Genomic DNA, 21,849 nt, shown 5'->3' on the forward strand with positions numbered 1-21,849 from the left:
CCGACGCTAAATATCGATTCTTATCGGCTTTTGATGGGTCTATTTAGACGAAAGGCGTTCAAGTAACTTTTAAAGCCGATATTTATCGGCTATAAAGTCGCCATTGCCTACCTATAAAAAAGACCCAGGAGATGATTCATGAGCCGTATCGTTACCGTCGCCGCTACCCAGATGGCTTGTTCCTGGGACCTTGAAGCCAACATCGAGACCGCCGAGAAGCTGGTCCGCGAGGCCGCGGCCAAAGGTGCGCAGATCATCCTGATCCAGGAATTGTTCGAGGCGCCGTACTTCTGCCAGAAGCCGAACCCGGATTACCTGCAACTGGCCACGACCGTTGAAGACAACGTCGCGATCAAGCATTTCCAGAAAGTCGCCCAGGAACTGCAAGTGGTGCTGCCGATCAGCTTCTACGAACTGGCCGGCCGCGCCCGCTTCAACAGCATCGCGATCATCGATGCCGACGGTTCCAACCTCGGGATTTATCGTAAAAGCCACATCCCGGACGGCCCGGGCTACCACGAAAAGTACTACTTCAACCCGGGCGATACCGGCTTCAAGGTCTGGAACACCCGTTACGCGAAAATCGGCGTCGGCATCTGCTGGGACCAGTGGTTCCCGGAGTGCGCCCGCAGCATGGCGTTGCTCGGCGCGGAAATCCTGTTCTATCCGACCGCCATCGGCAGCGAACCCCATGACAAGACCATTTCGTCCCGCGATCATTGGCAGCGTGTGCAGCAGGGCCATGCCGGCGCCAACCTGATGCCGCTGATTGCCAGTAACCGCATCGGTAATGAGGAGCAGGACGGCTACGACATCACCTTCTACGGCTCGTCGTTTATCGCCAACCAGTTCGGCGAGAAAGTGCAGGAACTCGATAAAACCGAAGAGGGCGTGCTGGTCCACAGCTTCGACCTCGACGAACTGGAGCACACCCGCAGTGCCTGGGGCTCGTTCCGTGATCGTCGTCCGAACCTATACAATGCGCTCAAAACCCTCGACGGTTCCCTGGAGTCCTGATCCCAATGACCACTTTAAACAGCACCCCGCGCGCCGATGGCTTCTACATGCCCGCCGAGTGGGCGCCGCAAACCCAGACCTGGATGATCTGGCCCGAGCGCCCGGACAACTGGCGCCTGGGCGGCAAACCGGCGCAAGCCGCGCATGTTGCGGTGGCCAAGGCCATCGCGCGTTTTGAACCGGTGACCGTTGGTGTTTCTGCCGGCCAGTACGAAAACGCCCGCGCCCGTCTCGACGTGCCGAATATCCGCGTGGTCGAGATGTCCAGCGACGACGCCTGGGTTCGCGACACCGGCCCGACCTTCGTGATCAATCACAGCGGCGAAGTCCGTGGCGTGAACTGGGACTTCAACTCCTGGGGCGGTTTTGACGGCGGTCTGTACTCGCCGTGGAACCGTGATTCCCAGGTTGGCGGCAAGATCCTCGAGATCGAGCGCAGCCAACGCTACCGCACCGAGGGCTTCGTGCTTGAAGGCGGGTCGATTCACGTCGATGGCGAAGGCACCCTGATCACCACCGAAGAATGCCTGCTCAACCGCAATCGCAATCCGCACCTGAACCGTGCCGACATCGAAGCGGTGCTCAGCGCGAATCTGGCTGTGGATAAGATCATCTGGCTGCCGGACGGTCTGTTCAACGACGAAACCGACGGCCATGTGGATAACTTCTGCTGCTACGTGCGTCCGGGCGAAGTACTGCTGGCCTGGACCGATGACCCGCAGGACCCGAACTACCCGCGCTGCCAGGCGGCCATGAAGGTGCTGGAAAGCAGCACCGACGCCAAGGGTCGCCCGTTCACGGTGCACAAGATGCCGATTCCGGGGCCGCTGTATGCCACCGAGGAAGAGTGCGCCGGTGTCGATCCCGTGGACGGCACCCAGGAGCGCAATCCTACCGTTCGCCTGGCGGGTTCCTACGTGAACTTCCTGATCGTCAACGGCGGCATTATTGCGCCGAGCTTCGACGATCCGCTGGACGGCCCGGCCAAGGAGATTTTGCAGAGCCTGTTCCCGCAGCACGAAGTGGTGATGGTGCCTGGCCGCGAATTGTTACTGGGAGGCGGTAACATCCACTGCCTTACCCAACAACAGCCCGCGCCGCACAACGAGTGAGTGCCGTTGTAACAGCCTGAGTTGATTGCAAAATCAGTCTCGCAAACGTTTTCCCGTTTCGCCTTACAGAAAGCCCGCAGCCCGTCAGGACCGCGGGCTTTTTTGTATCCGCTCATCGACAGGTCCGAAACATTGGCACAGCTCTTGTATCTGTCATGGGGCAAAACAGGGAGGGGAGAACGGCGACGTTCTGTCATAAACCTTGGATAAGTTAGCCGCTCACAAACCGGGAGAGAGCGCTGAAATGAACGCCGAAGTGAATGTGGTGAGCGAGCGGACATTGCATCCCCTGGCAGTCAATAGCGAATCGCTACAGATCCTTGCGCACTGGTTGAAGTCCAATGGAACGCGTCAGATCAGGGAACCTGATCCGCGCCGGATGATGATCGAGCGCTACCCCGCTGGTTTATTCAGCGAAGCGGAGCTGGAAGCGTTGTGGGATGTGATGGAAGGATAAGAAGAACAACAACGGATTGATAAAAGCGCTGCCGGGAAGGCGGCGCTTTTTTTTGGGCGCTGATCGTTCCCACGCTCTGCGTGGGAATGCCTCAACGGACGCTCCGCGTTCGGCTTTTGGGACGCAGAGCGTCCCGGGCTGCATTCCTTTGCTGCGCGTGGGAACGATCATCAAATAGCTGTAGGAGCGAGGCTTGCCCGCGAAGGCGTCAGAACATCCAACTTATTCGTCGGCTGTTATACCGTCTTCGCGGGCAAGCCTCGCTTCTACATTGATGGTGTTTAGAAACTGTAGGTCCCGGTCACGACCAGGCTACGCGGCTCGCCCGGCTGAATCTGATACTGGCTGGTGGACGACGCGTAATAGGTCTTGTCGCTGATGTTGTTCAACGCCGCGCGCAAGTCCCAATCCTTCTGCCGGAACCCGGCCAGGGCATCCCAACGCCCATAACCCGGCAGGACCGTGGTGTTGAGGTTGTCGGCGTAACGCTCGCCGACCAGGGTCAGACCGGTTTCGGCGTACCAGCCCATTTCAGGTTTCCAGGTCAGGAACAGGCTGCCGTTGTGCTTGGCCACGTTGCTGATGCGTTTGCCTTCAAAGCCATTGTTGTCTTTGACGACGGTAGCGTCCTGCACGCCGACGCCACCGCGCACGTACCAGTTGCCGCCGAGCTTGCCGGTGCCGGTCAACTCGATACCACGGGAGCGTTGCTCGCCGGTGAGCAGGGTAACGGTCGGGTTGAGCGGATCACTGGTGCGGCGGTTGTAGAGTTCCAATTCGTAGATCGCCAGGGTGGTGCTCAGGCGATCGTCGAGCCAGTCGCTTTTCACCCCGATTTCCTTCTGCTTGGTCAGCTCCGGGCTCAGGTCGTTGCTGTTACCCGCCACGCCAGGCGTGATGCCGATCAAGCCACCGCCGACCGGCGAGAAGGTCTTGGTCCAGGAGGCGTAGAAGGAATGATTCTGCAGCGGCGTCCAGACGATGCCGACACGGGGGCTGGTGCTGTGGCTGTCACGGTCTTCGGAAAGGTTGCGCAGCTTGTTGGTCGATTCGATATCAAAGGTGTCGTAGCGCAAACCGGCGAGCAGTTGCCATTGATCGTTCAGGCGCAGTTGATCCTGCACGTACACCGCACGGCTTTCGACTTCGGTGTGGTTGTCGCTGGACACCTGCATACGCCCGGTGTGGCGCAGATCGCGGTTCGGGTTGTACAGGTCCAGCGCCGGCACCGGCGAACTGCCCGGCCCTGAGGTTGCGGCGTTGGACAGCTTCGGATCGCGACGCTGGCTGCCGATCTCGATGCCGGTCAGCAGGCGGTGCTCCAGGCCGAAGGTATCGAAACCACCTTCCAGCTCGACGTTGTTGTAAACGTTGCGGGTGGTCAGGTCCTGTTGCCAGTGCTGGCGGGTGACTTTTTGGGTCGCCGGGGTGTAACCCATGAGGTAGGTGTTATCGAAATCGCTGTCGAGCTTGAACACACCGAGGGTGTGGCGCAGCTGCCAGTTGTCGCTGAGTTCATAGCTGAGTTTGGAGCGTAGGGATTGTGACTTGTCGTCGATGAAGTCGTGATCGTTGCCGTAGGTCGTATCCCGTCCTACATCCGCCGGGCGTCCATTTACCCCGGGGATACCGCGATCCGGCGTACGGTTGTAGCGGCTGTATTCGTACTGCACCAGCCAGTTCAGGTCCGGCGTCAGCTGCCAGCTCATGGACGGCGCGAACAGTTGGCGGTTGCCGCTGACGCCATCGCGGAAGCTGTTCTGATCCATGTTGCCCATGTTCAAACGCAGGCTGATGTTCTCGCTCGGGTCGGTGCTCAGGTCCGCATAAAGACTGCGCAAATCATCGCTGCCGCCTTGGGCTTCGATGGTCGAGCGGCGGCCGAACTCGGGTAGCTTGCTGACCCGATTGACGATCCCGCCCTGGCTGCCACGGCCATACAACACGGCGGCCGGGCCTTTGAGCACTTCGATGCGTTCGATGTTGTGCAAGTCGCGCACGTACTGGCTGTCGTCACGGATGCCGTCGAGATAGAAGTCGTTGCTGGCGTCGAAACCGCGGATGCGCAGGCTGTCGAAACGCGTGTCGGCGCCGCTGCTGACGTTGGGGATGCCACTTAACGCAGTGCCCAGGTCGTTGGTGCCGTAGTCCGAAATGTTGGCGGTTTTAACCGAGTCGATGGCTTGCGGCACATAGCGCACCGGGGTTGCCGTGCGGGTAGCGGTGCTGGTTTCCTTGACGCGCGGGTCGTCCGCTTCGGATTCGGCGCTGATGGAGGTTTCGGGTAATACGGTGGTCGCGGCGCCGACGAAACCGGCAGACAACAAAGCAGAAAGGCCAAGGGTGACGGGCGTGAAGCGGAACGGGGCAGGCATCTGAAGCGCATCCGGAAGGGTGGAAGAATTCGAGGGTGCGAATGGTAATGCTTGCTATTTACTTTCGTTAACTATTCCTAAAGGGTTCCCTTGAATGATTGTTTCAACTTGTGTCGAGGGTGATACCCAGCGCATTCGCCCGATTCCCGAAACAGTCTGAAAGCCATTCCAGCGTTTTTCCGCAACGGTCTGAGGACTAGTCTGCCGGCATCGATTTTTCCTACCTTTTTGCCGGAGCCTTCCTATGACTCTTCACTACATTTACGACCCGTTGTGCGGCTGGTGCTACGGCGCCAAACCCCTGGTGCAAGCCGCACAAGCCGTGTTGCCCGTGATCGCCCACGGCGGCGGCATGATGACCGGTGCCAATCGCCAGACCGTTTCACCACAGCTGCGCAACTACGTGATGCCCCACGACCGGCGCATCGCCGAATTCACCGGTCAGCCGTTTGGTGAGGCGTATTTCGAAGGTTTGCTGCGCGACGAAACAGCGGTGTTCGATTCCGCGCCGCCGATTGCCGCTGTGTTGGCCGCCGAGCACATGGCCGGTCGTGGATTGGAGTTGCTGGGCCGTTTGCAGACGGCTCACTACCAGGAAGGACGCCGCATCGCTGACGAAGCGGTCCTGTTTGAGCTGGCGAACGCCATCGGGCTCGATCCACAGGCTTTCCAAAGCGCTTTCCACGAGGCCGACACTGAGCGGCATATCAAGGAAAGCCGCGCATTGCTGGCCAATGTCGGCGGCCAAGGCTTCCCGACTTTCGCCCTGGAACACAACGGCCAATTCACCTTGATCGACATCGGCCCGTGGCTCGGCAAACCGGAAGCCTTCGCGGCGTGGCTGCGTCAATCGCTGCCCGCCCAAGCCCCGGCGTCCGGGTTTCAAGCCTGCGGCCTCGACGGCTGCATCCACTGAATTCCCGTGAAACTTTGCAACTGGCGCTCGCCTATCAGAGATTCTTAGACGATTTTTGCCTATTCTCAGACGATTCATGAAATTGACACACGGTGAAGGGCGCGGATAGGATCCACGCCAACGCCTGTGGCTAACCGCCATGACTCACAAAACAATAAAAAGGCCCGCCGCGATTTTTCGTGGGCGGGCCTTTTTGTTTCGGGGTGAAAAAAGAGCGCAATAGCGCCATTTCAGCCGTTCGGCACAGCGCGTATCAACCCGTAATAAGGAAAACAAAATGTTGAATAAGCGAATCAGCCTGATCGCTCTGGGGATGTTGAGCGCTACACAGGCCATGGCTAACGACCAGGCCGAAGCCAAGGGATTTGTTGAAGACAGCAGCCTCAAAGTGCTGCTGCGCAATGCCTACATCAATCGTGACTACAAAGACGGCAACGACGATAAATCCGAGTGGGGCCAAGCGGCCATCGGTACGTTCTCGTCCGGTTTCACCCAAGGCACCGTCGGTGTCGGTGTCGACGCTTTTGGTCTGTATGCCCTCAATCTGGAGCGCAGTGAAGACCGCAGCGGTGCCCAGGGCATCGACTTCTTCAAGAAGGGCGACAGCGGCCACCCGGCCAACGACCTGTCCAAGGGCGGCGCCGCCGTCAAATTCCGCCTGTCCAGCACCACGCTGACCTACGGCGACCAGATGCCGGAATTGCCGGTGCTGAACTACGACAACTCGCGCCTGCTGCCAGAAAGCTACACCGGCACGCTGATCACCTCCAAGGAGATCAAAGGCCTGGTCCTGAACGCCGGTCGCTTCACCGCCGAATCGCGTAAAAGCGCGGAAGGCCGTGACAGCGGTGGCTTGAAGTCGATCAACGTGTTGGGCGGCAGCTACCAGTTCACCGAACAGTTCAAGGCTGCGGTCTACGCCTCCGACGTCGAAGACGTGCTGAAGAAGCAATACGTGAACGCCAACTACGTGTTCCCGATCGACAAGGATCAGTCCCTGACCCTGGACTTCAACGGCTACCGCACCAAGCTGGACAATTCCTACGTCCGCGAAAACGGAATCACCGGCGACGACAACAAAATTTGGAGCCTGGCCGCGATCTTCGCCACCGGCCCGCACTCGTTCACCATCGCGCACCAGCGCAGTACCGGCGACAGCAACCTGGGCTACGCCTACGGCGGCTATCAGAAAGACCAGGGTCGTGTCGGCGACGGTGGCAACACGATCTCCCTGGCCAACTCCTACTGGTCTGACTTCAACGCCGAAGACGAACGCAGCTGGCAGTTGGGCTATGGCCTGGACTTCAGCACCTTCGGCATTCCGGGCCTGAGCTACAACGTGGCTTACGTGCGCGGCGACAACATCACCACCTCCACCAGCGAGGGCGGTACCGAGCGCGAAATCTTCAACCAGTTCAAGTACGTCGTGCAAAGCGGCCCGGCCAAAGACCTGAGCGTGAAGTTGCGCAGCTCGATCCTGCGCGTGTCGCAGAAATCCAGTGAGTACAACGCCAGCGGTAACGAACTGCGTGTGTTCGTGGACTACCCGATCAACATCTTCTGATGATCGGCTGAGTTAAAAAACTCAATAAAAAACCCCGACTGGCTCGGGGTTTTTTTTTGCTGTTTTCTGATGAAAACGCTCTAAAAGCTCTTTTTTTGGCATAAAAATGTCGATTCAAGTGATCTTTTTATGGCGCTTCAAGCAATGCTTGAGATGCCTGAAATTCTTTCTCATGGACGCAAATCCTGCACCTAATAGATTAGGCCGCTCAATGCAGCGGAGACTAGTAATGATCGTGTTAAACAGAGAAGTTGGCGAATCGCTACGGCGCGACAAATTTGTCAACGTCCAGGGTGGTGACTTCAACCTCTACGGTCATTTCGCCGACTTCGTCCGCCTGACCAAAAGTTGGGAAAACATGGAGCCGGACAGCTACTACGGCCAGGCCGAATCCGGCATGCGTTTCCGTCGTTACAGCGACTTCGAATACAACCCGGTGACCCGCGAACTGACGCAGCTGGAACACCGCGCCTATGTGCAATCCAAGGCCAACAACAGCTACGTCGGCGGCATGATTCGGCACTTCCAGGACTTCTCCGAAGAAGTGATCAATTCGCCGGTGATGCGCAGCCTGATCGACATCGATTTCGAAGTGTATAAAAACGTGCTGCCGCCGGAGTTGCACGATGAAATCTGGCAATGCCAGATCCATCAGATCCGCATCGAGATCAAACCGGGCAAGCAACTGGAAATCACCCCTGAAGGCATTCATTGCGACGGTTACCCGTTCAGCGGTGTGCACTTCTGGGGCCGCAACAATGTGGACGGTGCTGAAAGCCGCCTCTACAGCGCCCACGAAGAGCAACTGGCGTCGACGACGTATCAGGAAATCCTCGACACCACGTTCTTCCTCGACCGCGACATGCGCCACTACGTAACCCCTGCCCGCAATACCCATTCCCACGACATGGCGTATCGGCAGATCCTGGCGATTTCCTTCTCGCGGCCCGGGACCGCTTTCGACATTGTTCGCTGAACAGCTCGACCCCATGGACAGCCCCGCCACATCCGTGATGATGTGGCGGGCCAATGCAAAGGATGCCGTGCGCCTGGAGCGCTTTTTTCGGCAGTTCGACGAGGTGTCGTTTTGCGAATGGCAGGACGCCAAATGCCTGCGCGGTGTGCTGGTGCAAAAGACCACCACCGCCTACCTGGCGCTCGACCTCAGCGGCGAAGTGGTCGGCGCGGTGCTGGGCGGTATGCTCGGCAGCCGTGGCACCATCAACCACTTGGCGGTGAGCCCGCACTATCGCGCCCAAGGCGTGGGCCAGCGCCTGGTGGAAGCGGCTTCGGCGGACATGAAGCGCGTGGGCGTGCTGCGGATGTTCCTGTTCGTCGACGATGCTAACCTTGCCGGCAAACGTTTTTGGACTGCCCAGGGTTTTTGCGAGCCGCGTGGCGAAACGACCTTTGAGAGGGACCTATGAATGAGACGTCCAGCAGCCAGCCGCTGATGGTCGAGCCGCAGCCTTCGCGCACCTTTGCAGAAGCCAGCCCGGTGGTGGCCGGTTACTTCACGGTGTCGTTTGTGTTTGGTTTGATGGCCGTCAACGCCGGGTTGCCCGTGTGGTTGCCGGTTGCGATGTGCCTGTTCGTGTATGCCGGCGCTTCGCAGTTCGCCGCGTTGGCGCTGATCTCCAGCGGCGCGTCGCTGACCACGATTATCCTCACCACGTTTTTGATCAACGCGCGGCACATGCTGATGTCGGTCTACATGGCCAAGGCCTTGCGGGCGCTGGGGCTCAGTCGTTTTGAACGTTGGTGTTATGCCGGTGGGCTGACCGATGAATCGTTCGCCTTCCACAGCGTGAAACTGGGCAGCGGCGCGCCGGTCAACGTGCGTTACCTGATCGGTTTCAACCTGTTTTGCCACACCTCGTGGGTGCTCGGCGGTTTGCTCGGGGCGATCTGCGCGCAGTACGCCTCGCACTTGATCAAATACCAACTCGACTACGCCCTGACCGCGATGATGCTCTACGTGTTGGTGTCGCTGTGCAACACCCGTAACAAGCTGATCGCCGCAGCGGCCGCAGTCGTCTGCATGGGCGCCTTGAGCCTGGTTGGCAGTTCGCCGTTCAACGTGTTTATCGCCACATTCGTGGGTTGCGGGGTGGGTGTATGCCTGACCAAACGTTCCTGATCCTGGTCGTCGTGCTGATGATGGCCGTGACCTTCCTGCCACGCGCACTGCCGCTGCAAGTCAACACCGACCACTGGCCGCCCTTCGTCGCCCGAGCGCTGGAATACTTGCCAGTGGCGATCGTCGCTGCGATCAGCCTTACGCCCTTGTTGATCAAGGACCAGCATGTGCAGCTCGATCGCCCGGAATTCTATGCCGCGATTCCGACGTTGTTATGTGCGTATTTCAGCAAAAACCTCTTTCTCAGTGTGGCGGTTGGGACGGCTGCGTACATTGCGCTCGGCTCGTTCATGTAGGCGCAGGTCGACCACATCGCTCAAGGCCTGGCCCGACAACTCAGGGTTATTGACCGCCAGCCGCACTTCGAGGAAATCCTCGAAGCCAGGGAAAATGGTCAAGCCGTTACGCTGCGCGGCGTCGCGAGACACCATGCCGATGCCGTCCATTTGCGGGATCAGCGACAGGGTCAGGGTTTCACTGCAGGAATAAATCATCCGTTGGCCGGTTTCGTAGTTGCCCAGGCCGGCGTCGAGAAAGCGCAGGAAACTGTGGGAATACGGACAATCATCCGCAGGACGAACCTGAAACTTGTCGCCCAGCATAACCAGCGGGTCGTTTTCCTGACCGCAATGCGCGCCGACCACCTGAACGTGCACGTCCGGCAGCAAAATGCTCGGCAGCCCCGGCTTTTGCGGGCCGATCAAAATGGCCAGGTCGAAGTCTTCGTTCTTCAGCTTGCTGAGGTTTTCCATCGACTCGGCGTAGGAAAACTCCAGTTGATGGTCAGGAAACACCTCAAACAGGCGTCCGATCATGCGTCGATTGAAATCCTCCGACAGCGTGGTATTCAACGCCACCTTCAGCGTGCGCTGGCCGGGCACCTTCAGCGCCGCCACTTTCTCTTCCATCTGCCGCGTCGCGACCAGGACCTTGTCAATATAGGGCGTGAGCTCCGTGCCCTGCACAGTCAGGGTCAGGCCCTTGTTGGAACGTCGAAACAGACGAAATCCAAACTGCTCTTCGACCTTGTTCAACTGCGCGGCCAACGCCTGCACCGTCAAACAGGAATGCTCTGCTGCCGCCGACAACGAGCCGGTCTGCACGATGCGCATGAGGTTGCGTAAGGTTCTGCTATCCATGGGGTAATGCCCTCTAAAGTGGGCTGGCAATTGTTGTGTACCTGCGGCCTATCCGGCGCCGTATGCCGGCTATATTCCTGCACCTGAGCATAGTTGTCGCGAGTTTAGTAGCGAATTGATTCCGCAGCCGATGGCTGGAGGCTTACACAGGATCGGGGTTTTTGGTGGGGTTGGGGTGATTGAGGTCAAAAAAGATGCCCGGACTGGAAAGGTTCGGGCATTTTTTATTGGGTGGGGCTTACGGCTGCGGGGATTCTTCCTGCAGCGGTCTCGGAAGAGTCTCAGGGAAGATTGCGATCGGGCTGATGGTTGTCGCTATCGGCAGCGGTTGTAATAGGTCGAGAGATCTCCGGTCGATAAATATCTTCGATTGAGCAAATGGTAAGGCCGCCTATCAACTTGCCATTGACCGAAAATGAGACCCCCAATCACAATGCAGAGGTAGCGCCAATGTAGCTACAAATGACGATGAGGTTATTAACATGGGTGCATTACTGAAAACTACCGACGTTCGGTGCCGCATTGATGAGGATCTGAAGATGCGTGCGACAGAAGTATTAAGCGCTTGCGGGCTGAGTATCAGTGACGCCATGCGTCTTTTTCTCCGCCAGGTCGTAGCGACTCAAGGACTCCCGTTTGAGGTTCGCGTCCCTTCTGAGAAAACCGCCCGGGCTATGATGGAAGCACAAGAGATTGGCCAGCGGTTCGGCTCGATAGACGACATGCTGAGGGACGTTGATGGCAAAACCGGAAAAAAAGCAAAAGCGCGCTGAGCTGCCTAAGCAGTGCGCGCAAACGTCGGAATTCAAGAAGTCTTGGGAACGTTATAAACGAGCTGGGCGTCGTGACATGAATGAAGTCCGCCACATGATGGTCCTGTTATTTCTAGGTGAGCAATTACCAGCTGAGTACCTGGATCATGCTTTGACTGGCGATTGGGCTGGATTTCGGGAATGTCATATTGGTGGTGATTTCTTGCTGATCTACCAGAACACTCGCCCCGACCTGATTACATTTGTTGATCTCGGAAGCCATTCTGAGCTGTTCAAATAGAGGGTATGAATCTCGGTCAACGCTCCAAAAAAAGCAGCCCAATTTAATTAGGCTGCTTCACATAAGAGGTCTCACCCGAGCGCTGACGTTCAAGTCATCAACAGGGTTCCTAACGCCGACTATCGCCACTTGAAGGCAGTCGGTTTCGCGCTCTTGACGCGATTTTCTGCAGCAAACGATTTTGTGTCAATGCGCTGAAATAGTGCTTAGTACACTTGCGAATTAATAGTACATATCTATCCGCATCTGTACTAATCTGGCCCTAAGACATTCTCAAGGAGGCCACCCCATGCCTACCTCATCCCCCGCCCTCAGCCCACAGCAACAACTCGACTCCCCCGAAGCCGGCCGCGTCGCGCTCAAGTTCTTCTTCAACCTCATGGAGCGTTGGGGCTGCAGCGCCGAGCAACAACGCACGCTGCTGGGCAAAGTCGGCAACACTACGTTCTACAAGTACAAACACTTACCGCCCAACGTGCGTCTGCCCCACGACACCCTGGAGCGCATTTCCTACCTGATGGGTATCCACAAAGCGCTGAGCATCATCTTCAGCAACAGCCGCGAGCGCGCCTACAAATGGGTCAGCAGCCCGAACACCGCCGCGCCGTTCAATGGCCAAACCGCTTTGGATTACATGTTGGTAGGCCGCGTGGTGGACATCGCTGACGTGCGCCGCTACCTCGACGGAGTGCGCGGTTGATGGCGCCGGAACTGACCGACCCGCAGTGGCCGCGGGCTTATCGGATCGTTAACAGCTGCTTCCCGCCGATCTCGTTATTTGAAGACGTGCTCGATCCAGAAGATTTGCCCACGGCCTACGCACTTGAAGCACTGACCAATGATCGGCTGATGGAAGAGGCCGGCGTGCTCTCCCGAGTCCGTCCCGAAGACCGAATTTCCGGGCCCGGCTCTACGCCCGTGATGGCTGCGTTTACGCACATCGGCAAAAGCAGTCGCTTTACGGATGGCACGTTCGGCGTCTATTACGCTGCGAGTAGCCAGGCTGCTGCCATTGCCGAGACGAGTTATCACCAGGAACGATTTCTCGCTGCGACCAATGAGCCAGACCTTGAGTTGACCATGCGCACCTACGTCAACAAGGTCGTCAAACCGCTGCATGACATTCGCCAGAACTATCCGCAGCTTCATGATCCGGACCCGACTGCTTACGGCCCCTCCCAGGCCTTCGCTCGGCAACTGCGCGAAACGTTGTCCTGGGGATTGCTCTACAACAGCGTTCGTTTGCCGGGGCATGAATGTGTTGCGGCGTTTCGACCACCGGCGGTGTCGATTCCGAAGCAGGGGAAGCACATTCGGTATGTGTGGAGTGCGAGCAGTCGGAGGATTTCGTTTGTGTTTGAGGTGAGTGAGGTTTGAGGGGGAGGCCCGAAATTGTTAGGAGTTGCGAATGATTTGGCCAGTTTCTAATCGTTTTTATGCAAAAGGTCCGTTTTATATTCGTTTTTATGCAGGGAGAATCGTTTTTATGCACGGAGCTCAGGTTTTTAATGATTGCAGCACGCAAAAAGCCCCGATTGATTCGGGGCTTTTTTATGCGTGCGCGACTACGTTGGACGGCGGTTGTTACACGGTGCATCGAGCACCTTCACCACGTCATCGATGATCGCCTTGCTCATTTCCTGCAAATAATACGACGCCCAGGCATGCCGGTCGGTTTCGCGAACCATAGCAGCGTCAGAGGCGAGCAGTTTGGCGACGTGGAGCAGGTTGGAAGCGTGGGAAAGGGCTTCGATCACCGGGACACCGGAGTTGATGCGGAACAGCGCTTCGTTGGCGTGGTAGGAGAACGGGGTGAGGCCGATGGTTTTCAGGTCTTGAGGGATGGTCATTGGGCACCTCCGGTTTTTGGGCGGTGGTGGGTGATGACCGGTGCAGCAGTGGTGGTTTCTTTTGACGGATCAATTACGTGCATTAGCAATACTCCAGAAAATCAAAGTAGAGCTGCCACGTTCGTTCTCAGGCGAATGGGTGGCAGCTATGCGCAGGCTGAGAAACCGGTATGCACGACCCGGCAGACCCGAAGGTCTCCCACGCACAGCCGCCATAACACGGAAATGCAGACACAAAAAAACGCCGCAAACGTGATTTAGGGCGCTGGTGCGCGCGCATATTACCCGGGTTCTCAGGCCCGGTCGCTGAATTGGCAGCGACGGCTTGAAGGTAGCTTTAGGCGGGAGGGAGCGCAATCGTGGCCAGGTGGTGGCGTCGGTCAAAAATTTACTTTGCTACCGGGCTAAGTGCTTGAGCGCTTGGAGTATCACGTGTCGTTGGCGATACCCAACTCAATGGACTACAAAAAAAGGGGCAAGATCCTACTGCTCAAACAGTCCTCGATAACTACTAAACAGCGCCTCCAAAATCGTCTACTGACGCACTCAGAGGGCATGAATGTTAGGAGGAAGGGTTACAACGTTTAGCAGGTGCGACGCTGCGAAATCACGATCTGAGGCGAGACGCCGGCATCGTTGGGCGGCAAGGTAAAAGTGGTGCGAAAGCCGAGTTTATCCAGCATGTCCATCATTGCATCGATTGTGAATTTCTCGATCTTGCCAGTCGTGAGTTCAGAAACACGTGATTGGGTTACGTCCAGCTTGGCTGCGGCCTCACTTTGTTTGAGGCCCAGTTTTTTGATGCAGTCAGTGATGAATATTGAAAGCTCCATTTTCAAAGCCATTTTGCTGGCAACCTCCTCATCGTGGGTGACGTGGAATGGGCTGTCGAAGAATTGAATTGCCATAAACGATTAACCTCAATTTCTGCTGTTATCTAAAATTTACGATAATTGAAGATTAGCTAATTGATCATTTCCCAGGCAAACATTTTTTCGAGCGACAATCTCGGCACTCATTACGCGGCGTAACTAATGAAGTACCCACCCCCACCTTTATCCCTCTGACCCAACCCCCTACATTCTTCTCCAACGCCTCCCCATCATCCCGACGGGGCAGGTCACTGGAGATTCCCTCATGCCTTTCGTAAGCGTTCGCATCACTCGCGATGGCGTTACCTCGGAGCAGAAAGCTCAGGTGATCGCCGAAATTACTGAAACCCTGCAGCGCGTCCTCAAAAAGGACCCGCACCTGACCCACATCGTGATCGAAGAAGTCGACACCGATAACTGGGGTTATGCCGGCATCACCACCACCCAGTACCGCAAGCAACTGGCAGAGGCGGAGGGCAAGTCATGACCGCGACCGTGTCTATTGATTTCATCTCCGACGTGGTGTGCCCGTGGTGTGCGTTGGGCGCGACGGCGTTGGAGCAGGCGATCGAGAACGTGGCCGGTGAAGTGTCGGTCGAGTTGACTTACAAGCCTTTCGAGTTGAACCCGGATATGCCAGCAGTCGGCGAAAAAGCCGTCGAGCATTTGATGCGCAAATATGGACGCACCGCCGAAGACGTCGCCGCCGGTAAAGCGATGCAGATCGCTCGCGGTGAGGCCATTGGTTTCAAGTTCGATCTGGAGAAACGCAGCCACTTCTACAACACGTTTGATGCGCATCGGTTGCTGACGTGGGCATTGCGGGAAGGGCGGCAGGTCGCGCTGAAAAAAGCCTTGTTGCGCGCTTACTTCACCGACGGCCAGAACCTGAGTGATCGCGAGACGCTGGTTCGACTGGCGGCAGAAGTGGGGCTGGATGCGGCGGCAGCCCGCGAGGTGCTGGCGTCCGGGGCGTTCGCCACGGAAGTGCGTGATCTTGAGGCGTTTTATCGCGAGCGCGGCATCAATTCGGTCCCGGCCATGGTGCTGAACGGTCGTCACCTGGTGTCCGGCTCGCAGTCGGTCGAGTACTACGAACAGACGTTGCGACAAATGGCGCAGGCGCCTGTTGAAGCCTGATTCATCACTTTTTCAAACCATCATTTATTAGTTGAGGTTCATCATGAGCAATTCGAAAAAAGTCATCGTAATTACTGGCGCTTCCCAAGGTCTCGGCGCGGGCATGGTCAAGGCGTTCCGTGAACTGGATTACAAAGTGGTCGCCACTTCGCGTTCGATCAAACCGTCCACCGATCCGGACATTCACACAGTTGCCGGCGACATCGGCGATCCGGCGGTTGCCCAGCGCGTTATCCGTGAAGCGATTGAGCGTTTTGGTCGCGTCGATACGCTGGTCAACAACGCCGGGATCTTCGTCGCCAAACCATTCACCGCATACACCCAGGAAGATTACGCTGCGGTGCTCTCGGTGAATCTGAATGGCTTCTTCTACATCACCCAACTTGCGATTTCCGAGATGGAGAAGCAGGGCAGTGGTCATGTCGTCAACATCACCACCAGCCTGGTGGACCATGCGATTGATGGCGTGCCTTCGGTGCTGGCTTCGTTGACCAAGGGTGGCTTGAATGCGGCGACAAAGTCGTTGGCGATTGAATATGCCAAGCGTGGGATTCGGGTGAATGCGGTGAGCCCTGGCATTATCAAGACGCCGATGCATGATGAGGAAACTCACGAAGCGCTGGGGAATTTGCATCCGGTTGGGCGGATGGGGGAGATCAGCGACATTGCACAGGCAGTGGTGTACTTGGACCGTGCGAACTTTGTGACTGGCGAGATTTTGCATGTGGATGGTGGGCAGAGTGCGGGTCACTAAGACCTGATTTTACAAACTGCAGAAACAACAAAGCCCTCGCAGAAATGCGAGGGCTTTGTTGTCTGGTGCCAGCAGCCCAACGTCCAGGCTTTCGGGTGGACTGCAAAAATCAGGTGTGGACACTTTGTGGACGTTTTCACGATTAGTCGTGACGGGCGTTCCGAATCCCAGAAATAACAAAGCCCCGCATTGCGGGGCTTTGAAATATGGTGCGGCACCAGGAGTCGAATCGAAAAATAAGTCATTGTTTTAAATATAGTTATCGTACGATTAAGTTAAGTTCTACCTCTTGGAATATCCTCAGCTTGGTCTCAGCTCTACATTTCTTGGTGTCGCCCGCATCGCAGTGCAGCCAAGGCAGAGGGGTTACTGGCTCAAGTATGTGTGTTCTGGCGCAGTTTAGACGCTAGCAGACTCGGTTTTGTGTTGAGGCGTCTAAGCATTCTCAACCATCAATATCGGCGACAACACATCAATTTGACCCCTGTCCGTTCATAGTGAATTTGCGCGTTGAGGCCCCTGTCGCCTCAAGGGTTGGATTCCGAGCCTCCTCTGCATCGCTGCAAATGGGGCTATAGTCGCCTCATAAGCCTTTTTCAGCGCAGCAGCCCCCTTATCTTCTTCGGTCCTTTACGGTTTAGGCGCTAAACGGTAGTGTCGATAGTGGCATTGCGCCGTCAACGATTCATGTGGGAGTCTGGCCATGGAAAGCCAAAGTAAAATCGTCCTTCCCGAAGATCTATTCGACCAATCCAATAAGTGGAATTGGGTCGCCAGATGATGCTGCGGCCAATTTTTGAGGGCCAGCCTTGGAGGTCCCTCAACCAACCCGGCATGTCGCCATATCCTTTATATAAGCCACGCTGTACAAATCAGATTCAGACTATTCAAGTTGAAAATACAAGTAGGCATTTATGAATTGTCACATACTTACTACGCAGTTTCGGCTTGGTTGCGCAGGCCGGAGTGTAATTATATGCCAATTTGAAGTCGCAGATATTTTAATCTGCAGTTGAAGGTTTAGAACTATGGCGAAAAATAGTGTTGAAGCAAGCTTGCCCCATACAGCGGTTGCGACTTGGGGTGGATATATATATCAAGGAAAAATTGCGCTGTATCACTGCCTTAGTTTGATGTTGAAAAATGCGGCTGATAGTAGAAAATTCGCATTGCAGCTTGATAGTATCGATGATTTTGCCATTTTATTAGATGGTGTATGTCAGTCCATACATCAAGTTAAAGCATATAAAAGCGATGATTTTTCCGCTTATTCTGGGGCGATAAGCGAACAAGTCGAAAAGTCAAAGGCATATCCTGGGTGCAAGGTCTTATTCCATGTTTCCAAGGATCTTATCCTCCCTGCTGATTTCAGTAGTGCTTACTCGCCTGCAATTTTTTATAGTTACAAAAAAATTGCACAAACAGAAAATTACTGTGCGCTATCAGAAGTTGACTCGCTACTGGAAAAGCTTATATGCGAGTTTTATAGTAAGTATGAACCGGGCTCAAAGCATAAAGCTGTATCTGACTATTTGCAATGGTCTAGAAATCTTCTAGAGGATATTATTGTAAGTAAGATAATCTCGATGCACGCTGAAATCCAACTTGCCAAAGGGGCAGTCCAACGACAGATTGCAAATAGAGAAAAAATTAGCTTCTTGGATTTTTTCGATATTCTATCTTCTGAGTTAACTTCCGCCATACTTTGTGAGAGTTATTTCTTTTCGGTAATACTTAAAGATATTGGTAGTTACTATTCCGATTTTTGCGATGAGAACGACTTGGCGGGTGAGGATTTAGATAAGTTGGGAAGGTGCGTTGCTAGGATTAATAAGTTTGATGTTGAAAAACTTAAAGTGTTTATGCGCTCAATTCTACCTAGTAAAAAAGGTCGGTTTAACTCCTTGGCGGAGTACAAGGATGAGTCTGTAAACTCTGATGATCTCCAGTATGGATTGTTTAGAGTTTTCGATGATCTAATTGAGCCGGATTTCAATGATGGGACGCGGGGCGCAGGTTTTTTCTGGGAGTTTTCTGGGTGTAGCTATTATCCAACGGCAATTCACCAAGGGAAGAAGAGTGCCGGTGCTATTTGTAAAAAAATTGTCGATAATGCCCTAAAGCATGATGTCGAATTTCTCTATGAAAGTGGAACATTGATAACTACTGATATAGATGCTGATTCTATATTTTCGGTCGCGAATGTTGGTCCCCGAGGTGGGGCACTTCATGATCATACTAAATTTAACAAGTTCAAAGATGTAGCGTTGGTGTCTATTGCTAATTTGCCAAACGGGATTAAGAAATGAAGCAGCTCTTATCTGAATTGTTCTCTAGGCATAATTATTCAGAGACGGTGTCTGAAGAATTTAGCCTATTCGTACCTGAAGATATTAATAAGGAGGCCTACTGGCTGGTTGTAGAGTCCTCGCCGCGAACTGTAATTGAGAAACAGCATTCCTGGCTAACTAAATGCCGAGAGATATACCGAAATCCTGCGATCGAAAAAAATACGAACCTCATTTGTATTTGGCCTGTCGAAAAAATCACCGATAAAATTATTTCTGAGGTTCATGCCACGGAAGAAGATCTATTTTTTTTCAAAAAACATGTGCTCTACCATACAGATGCCGAGATAGTTAGCCTTAATGAAAGACTCGGAGAGGGTAATGTTGCAGATTTGGTTTTAAATTCGGTGAACAATCCTGATGTTTTTTCCAGTTATAAAAATTCTTTGGGCACTGAAAGCTGGGAGGAATTAATTTATAGGGTGGTCATCAAGCTTGGATTTATAGATATCGGAGAAGGTGAGGCGGCTGATATAGAAGGGCTTTACGTTCGACATCGTGAAAAAATTAGGAGCACAAAACAGCCGGAGCTCTTATCGTTTATTGAGTCCAGTGTGCTTGGTTTGAATGTTGATGGATTTAATAGCGCCGAGTCTCTATTGAAAGATTTGGTTGATAAAATAGCTGAGGCCGGCCATGAAGTTAAATATTAAGAAGCTTGTTCTGAAAAACTTCAAAGCATTTGTGGCTCATCAATTTGAGATTGGTAGTTGTAACTTGGCTATCTTGGATGGGCCTAATGGATTTGGGAAGACCTCTTTTTTTGATGCTGTAGAGTTTCTTCTGACTGGCGATATTGGCCGCTACAACAACTTGGAAAGCTCCGTAGTTGATAAGCGTTCGATAGCCTTAGGAAGCCCAATAGTCCATGACCAAGCGGTTGCAGGGGCTGAAATTTCAATTGTGGCCGAAATTGAAACCAGTCATGGGCTGTTCTATTTAAAAAGAAGCGCGAGTAAGGATAAACTGGATAAAGGGAAGGGGCTTGGATTAAAGCTGTTTAAGCTTTATGAGTTGACTAGCTTAGATGGGGAGGGGCGGTTAGTTCAGGATGAAGGGCCTTTCTTAGAAACAATGCTTGGGGTTGGTTATTTACGAGATTTCAAACTTTTTCATTACATTGAGCAAGAAGACAATACGGCTATTTTAAAGAGCAAAGCGTCGACTAAGCAGCAGAAAATTGACCACTTGTTTGATGTGGGGGATTACAGAGAAAAAATTAAAAAAATTGATAGTGCGAAGGAATTAATCGCTAGCCTAAAGACAACTGCGAAAAAGGAAGACTTGCTTTCGCGAAAAGCAGAGATTGAGCAGTTGCATCGATCTGTTAATGTCGGGGATGAAAATGTAGGCGAAGCTTATCAAAAATTAATCTCTGTTACTCATCAGCCATGGGATCATGAAGATATCGCAGTCAAGTCTTCAATTATAGCTACCTGGTTAGGTGATGAAGGGGCATTGAATAGGCTTAGAAAATTTATAGAAGGAGTAGATAATTTTATTAACTCCAAATATAACTCTAAGATTGATAAGGTCTTGAAGCCAAAGCAGGAAGCGCTTGAGAGTTTACTAAGGTTTGGTGGTCGTCTGGATTCAATCGCAGTATATATAAATGATGTCGCTTTTTATGATTTCGGTGTGGACTTTTTAAGTAAATTTGAAAGCGGGCTTCCCTTATCGTTAAAAGAAGATTTGAAGTTTGACGCTGATGTGTTTGATGGTTTTGGTTTTGAGTTGAGCTACAATGATTTTTCACAGGCTGTTGCTGAAATAAAATTGGTTGTGGAGAACTCAAACTCCGTCGAGCTTGCCTATAATGAGTTGAAGGCTAGTCGAGATCTATTTGTTGTCAAGTACTCCTCTGAGCATGTAAAACATGATGATGCCCATTGTCCTGCATGTGGCTATGATTGGAAGTCGTACGACGAGTTGCTGCGTCACATGGAATCCCAAAGATTAGTTCTAGAGACCCTTGTTGATGTTAATGGAGAAGCGCTGAAACGAAATATAGAACTGTTTGAAAGGAAAGTTTTAGGTCCTATTCGCAAAGCTATAGGCGAACACGCTGCTGTTCAGAAAGACTCTATAGATTATAAGAAAAAAATCACAGAGCTTCGCGAGGAGCAGGTTTCGTATTTGCGTAAGCTTGTACGTGCATACTTATCTTATGGTATTGATGTAAGACCTTTTTACTGTGCAAGCTTTGATTTGCAAGAGCCTTTGGACGTCAATAGGCTTGGTGAGGCTGTTAGTGGTTTGTATCGCTTTGTCGACCATGATGCTATTGATGAGGACTTCCAAGAAATTTTTGAGCAAGTATTTTTGGAGGATGATAAAGCGGCTTTAGGTCTTGAGTTGGATTCGATTGATAGAAAAATTTCCTATGTGAAAGCTGCCTATACTGGAAGTATCTATAGCGATATCAAGGACAAGGAAAAAACCTATAGTGCAGCCGAGGATATTTACAAGAAAGCTATTTATCTGGATAAGGCTCTAGGTAAACTCAAGGATATTTATAATGAGAATTTGAACTCTTATGTAGCGTCAATTGCTAAAGGCATTGAAGTTCTATTTCATATATATTCTGGGCGGCTTTTGCAGAATTTTCAAAGTGGGCTTGGAATTTTTATTGAAACCGATGGTAAAAATCTATCATTTCGAGAAAACCCTAAAAAGCTGCATGATGTAATATTTTCTATGAGCTCGGGGCAGCTTTCTTCGTTGGTGCTTTCATTTACGCTGGCTTTAAATAAAAGGTACGCAAGGAACGCTATTTTGTTAATTGATGATCCTGTCCAAACACTAGACGATATAAATGTTGCTGGATTTGTTGATTTGTTAAGGACCGAGTTTTCCGATAGGCAAATAATTCTTTCCACGCACGAAGATGAAATGTCGGCTTATATGCAATATAAATTCAAAAAGTATAATTTGGATGCTGAGGGTTTAGATTTTAAACAAGTTTTTGCGGTTAATTAAGGGCTCTGATTTTCTATGTGTGCCTGATTCTATTGTTAAAGAGACCATCTTGTATGGTCTCAGTGGCTTCAAAGTTATTGTGTGTTGATGGTGAGATATTTAATGCGGATGATTGGCTTTGCTGATGATTTAG

Annotated in this window: 23 protein-coding genes; 19 read left to right on the top strand and 4 right to left on the bottom strand. The window is 53.2% G+C overall.

Annotated elements, in window-relative coordinates; translation table 11 throughout:
- Positions 1 to 138 precede the first annotated feature (138 nt).
- From aguB to FQ192_RS13565, 3 genes are all read left to right on the top strand, one after another.
- Positions 139 to 1,017 (top strand): N-carbamoylputrescine amidase, encoded by an 879-nt coding sequence (aguB, locus tag FQ192_RS13555; protein ID WP_149659063.1) that lies wholly within the window; start codon positions 139 to 141, stop codon positions 1,015 to 1,017.
- 5 nt (positions 1,018 to 1,022) lie between these two features.
- A complete protein-coding gene (aguA, locus tag FQ192_RS13560) occupies positions 1,023 to 2,129 on the top strand; it encodes an agmatine deiminase (RefSeq protein WP_149659064.1) in 1,107 nt (368 codons plus the stop codon).
- Between the two features lie 244 nt (positions 2,130 to 2,373).
- Positions 2,374 to 2,586: a hypothetical protein gene (locus tag FQ192_RS13565; RefSeq protein ID WP_123598111.1), complete on the top strand. Its 213-nt coding sequence runs from the start codon at positions 2,374 to 2,376 to the stop codon at positions 2,584 to 2,586.
- Between the two features lie 281 nt (positions 2,587 to 2,867).
- Here FQ192_RS13565 and FQ192_RS13570 read toward each other — a convergent pair whose 3' ends face one another.
- Positions 2,868 to 4,961, bottom strand: coding sequence for a TonB-dependent siderophore receptor (locus FQ192_RS13570; protein WP_149659065.1), 2,094 nt, complete (start codon positions 4,959 to 4,961; stop codon positions 2,868 to 2,870).
- A gap of 244 nt (positions 4,962 to 5,205) precedes the next feature.
- Between FQ192_RS13570 and FQ192_RS13575 the strand changes: the two genes are divergently transcribed.
- The 6 genes from FQ192_RS13575 (at position 5,206) to FQ192_RS13600 (ending at position 9,877) form a co-directional block, all read left to right on the top strand.
- Positions 5,206 to 5,877 carry a DsbA family protein gene (locus FQ192_RS13575; RefSeq protein ID WP_149659066.1) on the top strand — a complete coding sequence of 224 codons (672 nt, stop codon included), beginning with the start codon at positions 5,206 to 5,208 and terminating at the stop codon, positions 5,875 to 5,877.
- 277 nt (positions 5,878 to 6,154) lie between these two features.
- The gene (locus tag FQ192_RS13580) at positions 6,155 to 7,441 is read left to right on the top strand and encodes an OprD family porin (protein WP_149659067.1); all 1,287 of its coding nucleotides are present in this window, start codon (positions 6,155 to 6,157) and stop codon (positions 7,439 to 7,441) included.
- A 229-nt stretch (positions 7,442 to 7,670) separates the two neighbouring features.
- Positions 7,671 to 8,417, top strand: coding sequence for a 2OG-Fe dioxygenase family protein (locus tag FQ192_RS13585; RefSeq protein WP_149659068.1), 747 nt, complete (start codon positions 7,671 to 7,673; stop codon positions 8,415 to 8,417).
- A gap of 13 nt (positions 8,418 to 8,430) precedes the next feature.
- Positions 8,431 to 8,868, top strand: a complete 438-nt coding sequence (locus tag FQ192_RS13590) for a GNAT family N-acetyltransferase (RefSeq protein WP_178129123.1) — start codon at positions 8,431 to 8,433, stop codon at positions 8,866 to 8,868.
- Positions 8,865 to 9,581, top strand: coding sequence for an AzlC family ABC transporter permease (locus FQ192_RS13595; RefSeq protein ID WP_149659069.1), 717 nt, complete (start codon positions 8,865 to 8,867; stop codon positions 9,579 to 9,581). Before FQ192_RS13590 ends, FQ192_RS13595 begins: the two co-directional genes overlap by 4 nt.
- The gene (locus FQ192_RS13600; RefSeq protein WP_010464672.1) at positions 9,560 to 9,877 is read left to right on the top strand and encodes an AzlD domain-containing protein; all 318 of its coding nucleotides are present in this window, start codon (positions 9,560 to 9,562) and stop codon (positions 9,875 to 9,877) included. Before FQ192_RS13595 ends, FQ192_RS13600 begins: the two co-directional genes overlap by 22 nt.
- Here the strand turns inward: FQ192_RS13600 and FQ192_RS13605 are convergent.
- Positions 9,794 to 10,720 carry a LysR family transcriptional regulator gene (locus tag FQ192_RS13605; RefSeq protein ID WP_149659070.1) on the bottom strand — a complete coding sequence of 309 codons (927 nt, stop codon included), beginning with the start codon at positions 10,718 to 10,720 and terminating at the stop codon, positions 9,794 to 9,796. The genes FQ192_RS13600 and FQ192_RS13605 overlap by 84 nt on opposite strands.
- A 482-nt stretch (positions 10,721 to 11,202) precedes the next feature.
- On the opposite strand from FQ192_RS13605, the gene FQ192_RS13610 reads away from it, so the two are divergent.
- From FQ192_RS13610 to FQ192_RS13625, 4 genes are all read left to right on the top strand, one after another.
- Positions 11,203 to 11,493: a type II toxin-antitoxin system RelB/DinJ family antitoxin gene (locus FQ192_RS13610; RefSeq protein WP_149659071.1), complete on the top strand. Its 291-nt coding sequence runs from the start codon at positions 11,203 to 11,205 to the stop codon at positions 11,491 to 11,493.
- Positions 11,459 to 11,773, top strand: a complete 315-nt coding sequence (locus FQ192_RS13615; RefSeq protein ID WP_123511297.1) for a type II toxin-antitoxin system YafQ family toxin — start codon at positions 11,459 to 11,461, stop codon at positions 11,771 to 11,773. Before FQ192_RS13610 ends, FQ192_RS13615 begins: the two co-directional genes overlap by 35 nt.
- A gap of 289 nt (positions 11,774 to 12,062) precedes the next feature.
- A complete protein-coding gene (locus tag FQ192_RS13620; RefSeq protein WP_149659072.1) occupies positions 12,063 to 12,473 on the top strand; it encodes an MbcA/ParS/Xre antitoxin family protein in 411 nt (136 codons plus the stop codon).
- Complete coding sequence (locus FQ192_RS13625; RefSeq protein WP_149659073.1) at positions 12,473 to 13,150, top strand: RES family NAD+ phosphorylase; 678 nt, start codon at positions 12,473 to 12,475, stop codon at positions 13,148 to 13,150. The genes FQ192_RS13620 and FQ192_RS13625 overlap by 1 nt, the downstream gene beginning before the upstream one ends.
- Before the next feature lie 188 nt (positions 13,151 to 13,338).
- Here the strand turns inward: FQ192_RS13625 and FQ192_RS13630 are convergent, their stop codons facing one another.
- Entirely contained in the window at positions 13,339 to 13,623 is a 285-nt protein-coding gene (locus FQ192_RS13630) for a DUF3077 domain-containing protein (protein WP_123598117.1), read from the bottom strand.
- Between the two features lie 584 nt (positions 13,624 to 14,207).
- Positions 14,208 to 14,531, bottom strand: coding sequence for a helix-turn-helix domain-containing protein (locus FQ192_RS13635; protein WP_149659074.1), 324 nt, complete (start codon positions 14,529 to 14,531; stop codon positions 14,208 to 14,210).
- A gap of 229 nt (positions 14,532 to 14,760) precedes the next feature.
- Here FQ192_RS13635 and FQ192_RS13640 point away from each other — a divergent pair, with 229 nt between their 5' ends.
- The 6 genes from FQ192_RS13640 (at position 14,761) to FQ192_RS13665 (ending at position 21,716) form a co-directional block, all read left to right on the top strand.
- Complete coding sequence (locus FQ192_RS13640; RefSeq protein ID WP_123511287.1) at positions 14,761 to 14,982, top strand: 4-oxalocrotonate tautomerase family protein; 222 nt, start codon at positions 14,761 to 14,763, stop codon at positions 14,980 to 14,982.
- Complete coding sequence (locus FQ192_RS13645; RefSeq protein WP_149659075.1) at positions 14,979 to 15,635, top strand: DsbA family oxidoreductase; 657 nt, start codon at positions 14,979 to 14,981, stop codon at positions 15,633 to 15,635. The genes FQ192_RS13640 and FQ192_RS13645 overlap by 4 nt, the downstream gene beginning before the upstream one ends.
- Before the next feature lie 43 nt (positions 15,636 to 15,678).
- Complete coding sequence (locus FQ192_RS13650; protein ID WP_149659076.1) at positions 15,679 to 16,389, top strand: SDR family NAD(P)-dependent oxidoreductase; 711 nt, start codon at positions 15,679 to 15,681, stop codon at positions 16,387 to 16,389.
- A gap of 1,028 nt (positions 16,390 to 17,417) precedes the next feature.
- Positions 17,418 to 18,698 carry an ABC-three component system protein gene (locus FQ192_RS13655; protein ID WP_149659077.1) on the top strand — a complete coding sequence of 427 codons (1,281 nt, stop codon included), beginning with the start codon at positions 17,418 to 17,420 and terminating at the stop codon, positions 18,696 to 18,698.
- Positions 18,695 to 19,390, top strand: coding sequence for an ABC-three component system middle component 1 (locus tag FQ192_RS13660; RefSeq protein ID WP_149659078.1), 696 nt, complete (start codon positions 18,695 to 18,697; stop codon positions 19,388 to 19,390). Before FQ192_RS13655 ends, FQ192_RS13660 begins: the two co-directional genes overlap by 4 nt.
- Positions 19,374 to 21,716 (top strand): AAA family ATPase, encoded by a 2,343-nt coding sequence (locus tag FQ192_RS13665; RefSeq protein ID WP_149659079.1) that lies wholly within the window; start codon positions 19,374 to 19,376, stop codon positions 21,714 to 21,716. The genes FQ192_RS13660 and FQ192_RS13665 overlap by 17 nt, the downstream gene beginning before the upstream one ends.
- Positions 21,717 to 21,849 lie beyond the last annotated feature (133 nt).

This window comes from Pseudomonas sp. ANT_J12 (assembly GCF_008370045.1).
Classification (GTDB): Bacteria; Pseudomonadota; Gammaproteobacteria; order Pseudomonadales; family Pseudomonadaceae; genus Aquipseudomonas.

Coding starts and splice junctions, on each gene's coding strand:
- aguB (WP_149659063.1), top strand. CDS start 139: ATGAGCCGTATCGTTACCGTCGCCGCTACCCAGATGGCTTGTTCCTGG.
- aguA (WP_149659064.1), top strand. CDS start 1,023: ATGACCACTTTAAACAGCACCCCGCGCGCCGATGGCTTCTACATGCCC.
- FQ192_RS13565 (WP_123598111.1), top strand. CDS start 2,374: ATGAACGCCGAAGTGAATGTGGTGAGCGAGCGGACATTGCATCCCCTG.
- FQ192_RS13570 (WP_149659065.1), bottom strand. CDS start 4,961: ATGCCTGCCCCGTTCCGCTTCACGCCCGTCACCCTTGGCCTTTCTGCT.
- FQ192_RS13575 (WP_149659066.1), top strand. CDS start 5,206: ATGACTCTTCACTACATTTACGACCCGTTGTGCGGCTGGTGCTACGGC.
- FQ192_RS13580 (WP_149659067.1), top strand. CDS start 6,155: ATGTTGAATAAGCGAATCAGCCTGATCGCTCTGGGGATGTTGAGCGCT.
- FQ192_RS13585 (WP_149659068.1), top strand. CDS start 7,671: ATGATCGTGTTAAACAGAGAAGTTGGCGAATCGCTACGGCGCGACAAA.
- FQ192_RS13590 (WP_178129123.1), top strand. CDS start 8,431: ATGGACAGCCCCGCCACATCCGTGATGATGTGGCGGGCCAATGCAAAG.
- FQ192_RS13595 (WP_149659069.1), top strand. CDS start 8,865: ATGAATGAGACGTCCAGCAGCCAGCCGCTGATGGTCGAGCCGCAGCCT.
- FQ192_RS13600 (WP_010464672.1), top strand. CDS start 9,560: ATGCCTGACCAAACGTTCCTGATCCTGGTCGTCGTGCTGATGATGGCC.
- FQ192_RS13605 (WP_149659070.1), bottom strand. CDS start 10,720: ATGGATAGCAGAACCTTACGCAACCTCATGCGCATCGTGCAGACCGGC.
- FQ192_RS13610 (WP_149659071.1), top strand. CDS start 11,203: ATGGGTGCATTACTGAAAACTACCGACGTTCGGTGCCGCATTGATGAG.
- FQ192_RS13615 (WP_123511297.1), top strand. CDS start 11,459: ATGGCAAAACCGGAAAAAAAGCAAAAGCGCGCTGAGCTGCCTAAGCAG.
- FQ192_RS13620 (WP_149659072.1), top strand. CDS start 12,063: ATGCCTACCTCATCCCCCGCCCTCAGCCCACAGCAACAACTCGACTCC.
- FQ192_RS13625 (WP_149659073.1), top strand. CDS start 12,473: ATGGCGCCGGAACTGACCGACCCGCAGTGGCCGCGGGCTTATCGGATC.
- FQ192_RS13630 (WP_123598117.1), bottom strand. CDS start 13,623: ATGACCATCCCTCAAGACCTGAAAACCATCGGCCTCACCCCGTTCTCC.
- FQ192_RS13635 (WP_149659074.1), bottom strand. CDS start 14,531: ATGGCAATTCAATTCTTCGACAGCCCATTCCACGTCACCCACGATGAG.
- FQ192_RS13640 (WP_123511287.1), top strand. CDS start 14,761: ATGCCTTTCGTAAGCGTTCGCATCACTCGCGATGGCGTTACCTCGGAG.
- FQ192_RS13645 (WP_149659075.1), top strand. CDS start 14,979: ATGACCGCGACCGTGTCTATTGATTTCATCTCCGACGTGGTGTGCCCG.
- FQ192_RS13650 (WP_149659076.1), top strand. CDS start 15,679: ATGAGCAATTCGAAAAAAGTCATCGTAATTACTGGCGCTTCCCAAGGT.
- FQ192_RS13655 (WP_149659077.1), top strand. CDS start 17,418: ATGGCGAAAAATAGTGTTGAAGCAAGCTTGCCCCATACAGCGGTTGCG.
- FQ192_RS13660 (WP_149659078.1), top strand. CDS start 18,695: ATGAAGCAGCTCTTATCTGAATTGTTCTCTAGGCATAATTATTCAGAG.
- FQ192_RS13665 (WP_149659079.1), top strand. CDS start 19,374: ATGAAGTTAAATATTAAGAAGCTTGTTCTGAAAAACTTCAAAGCATTT.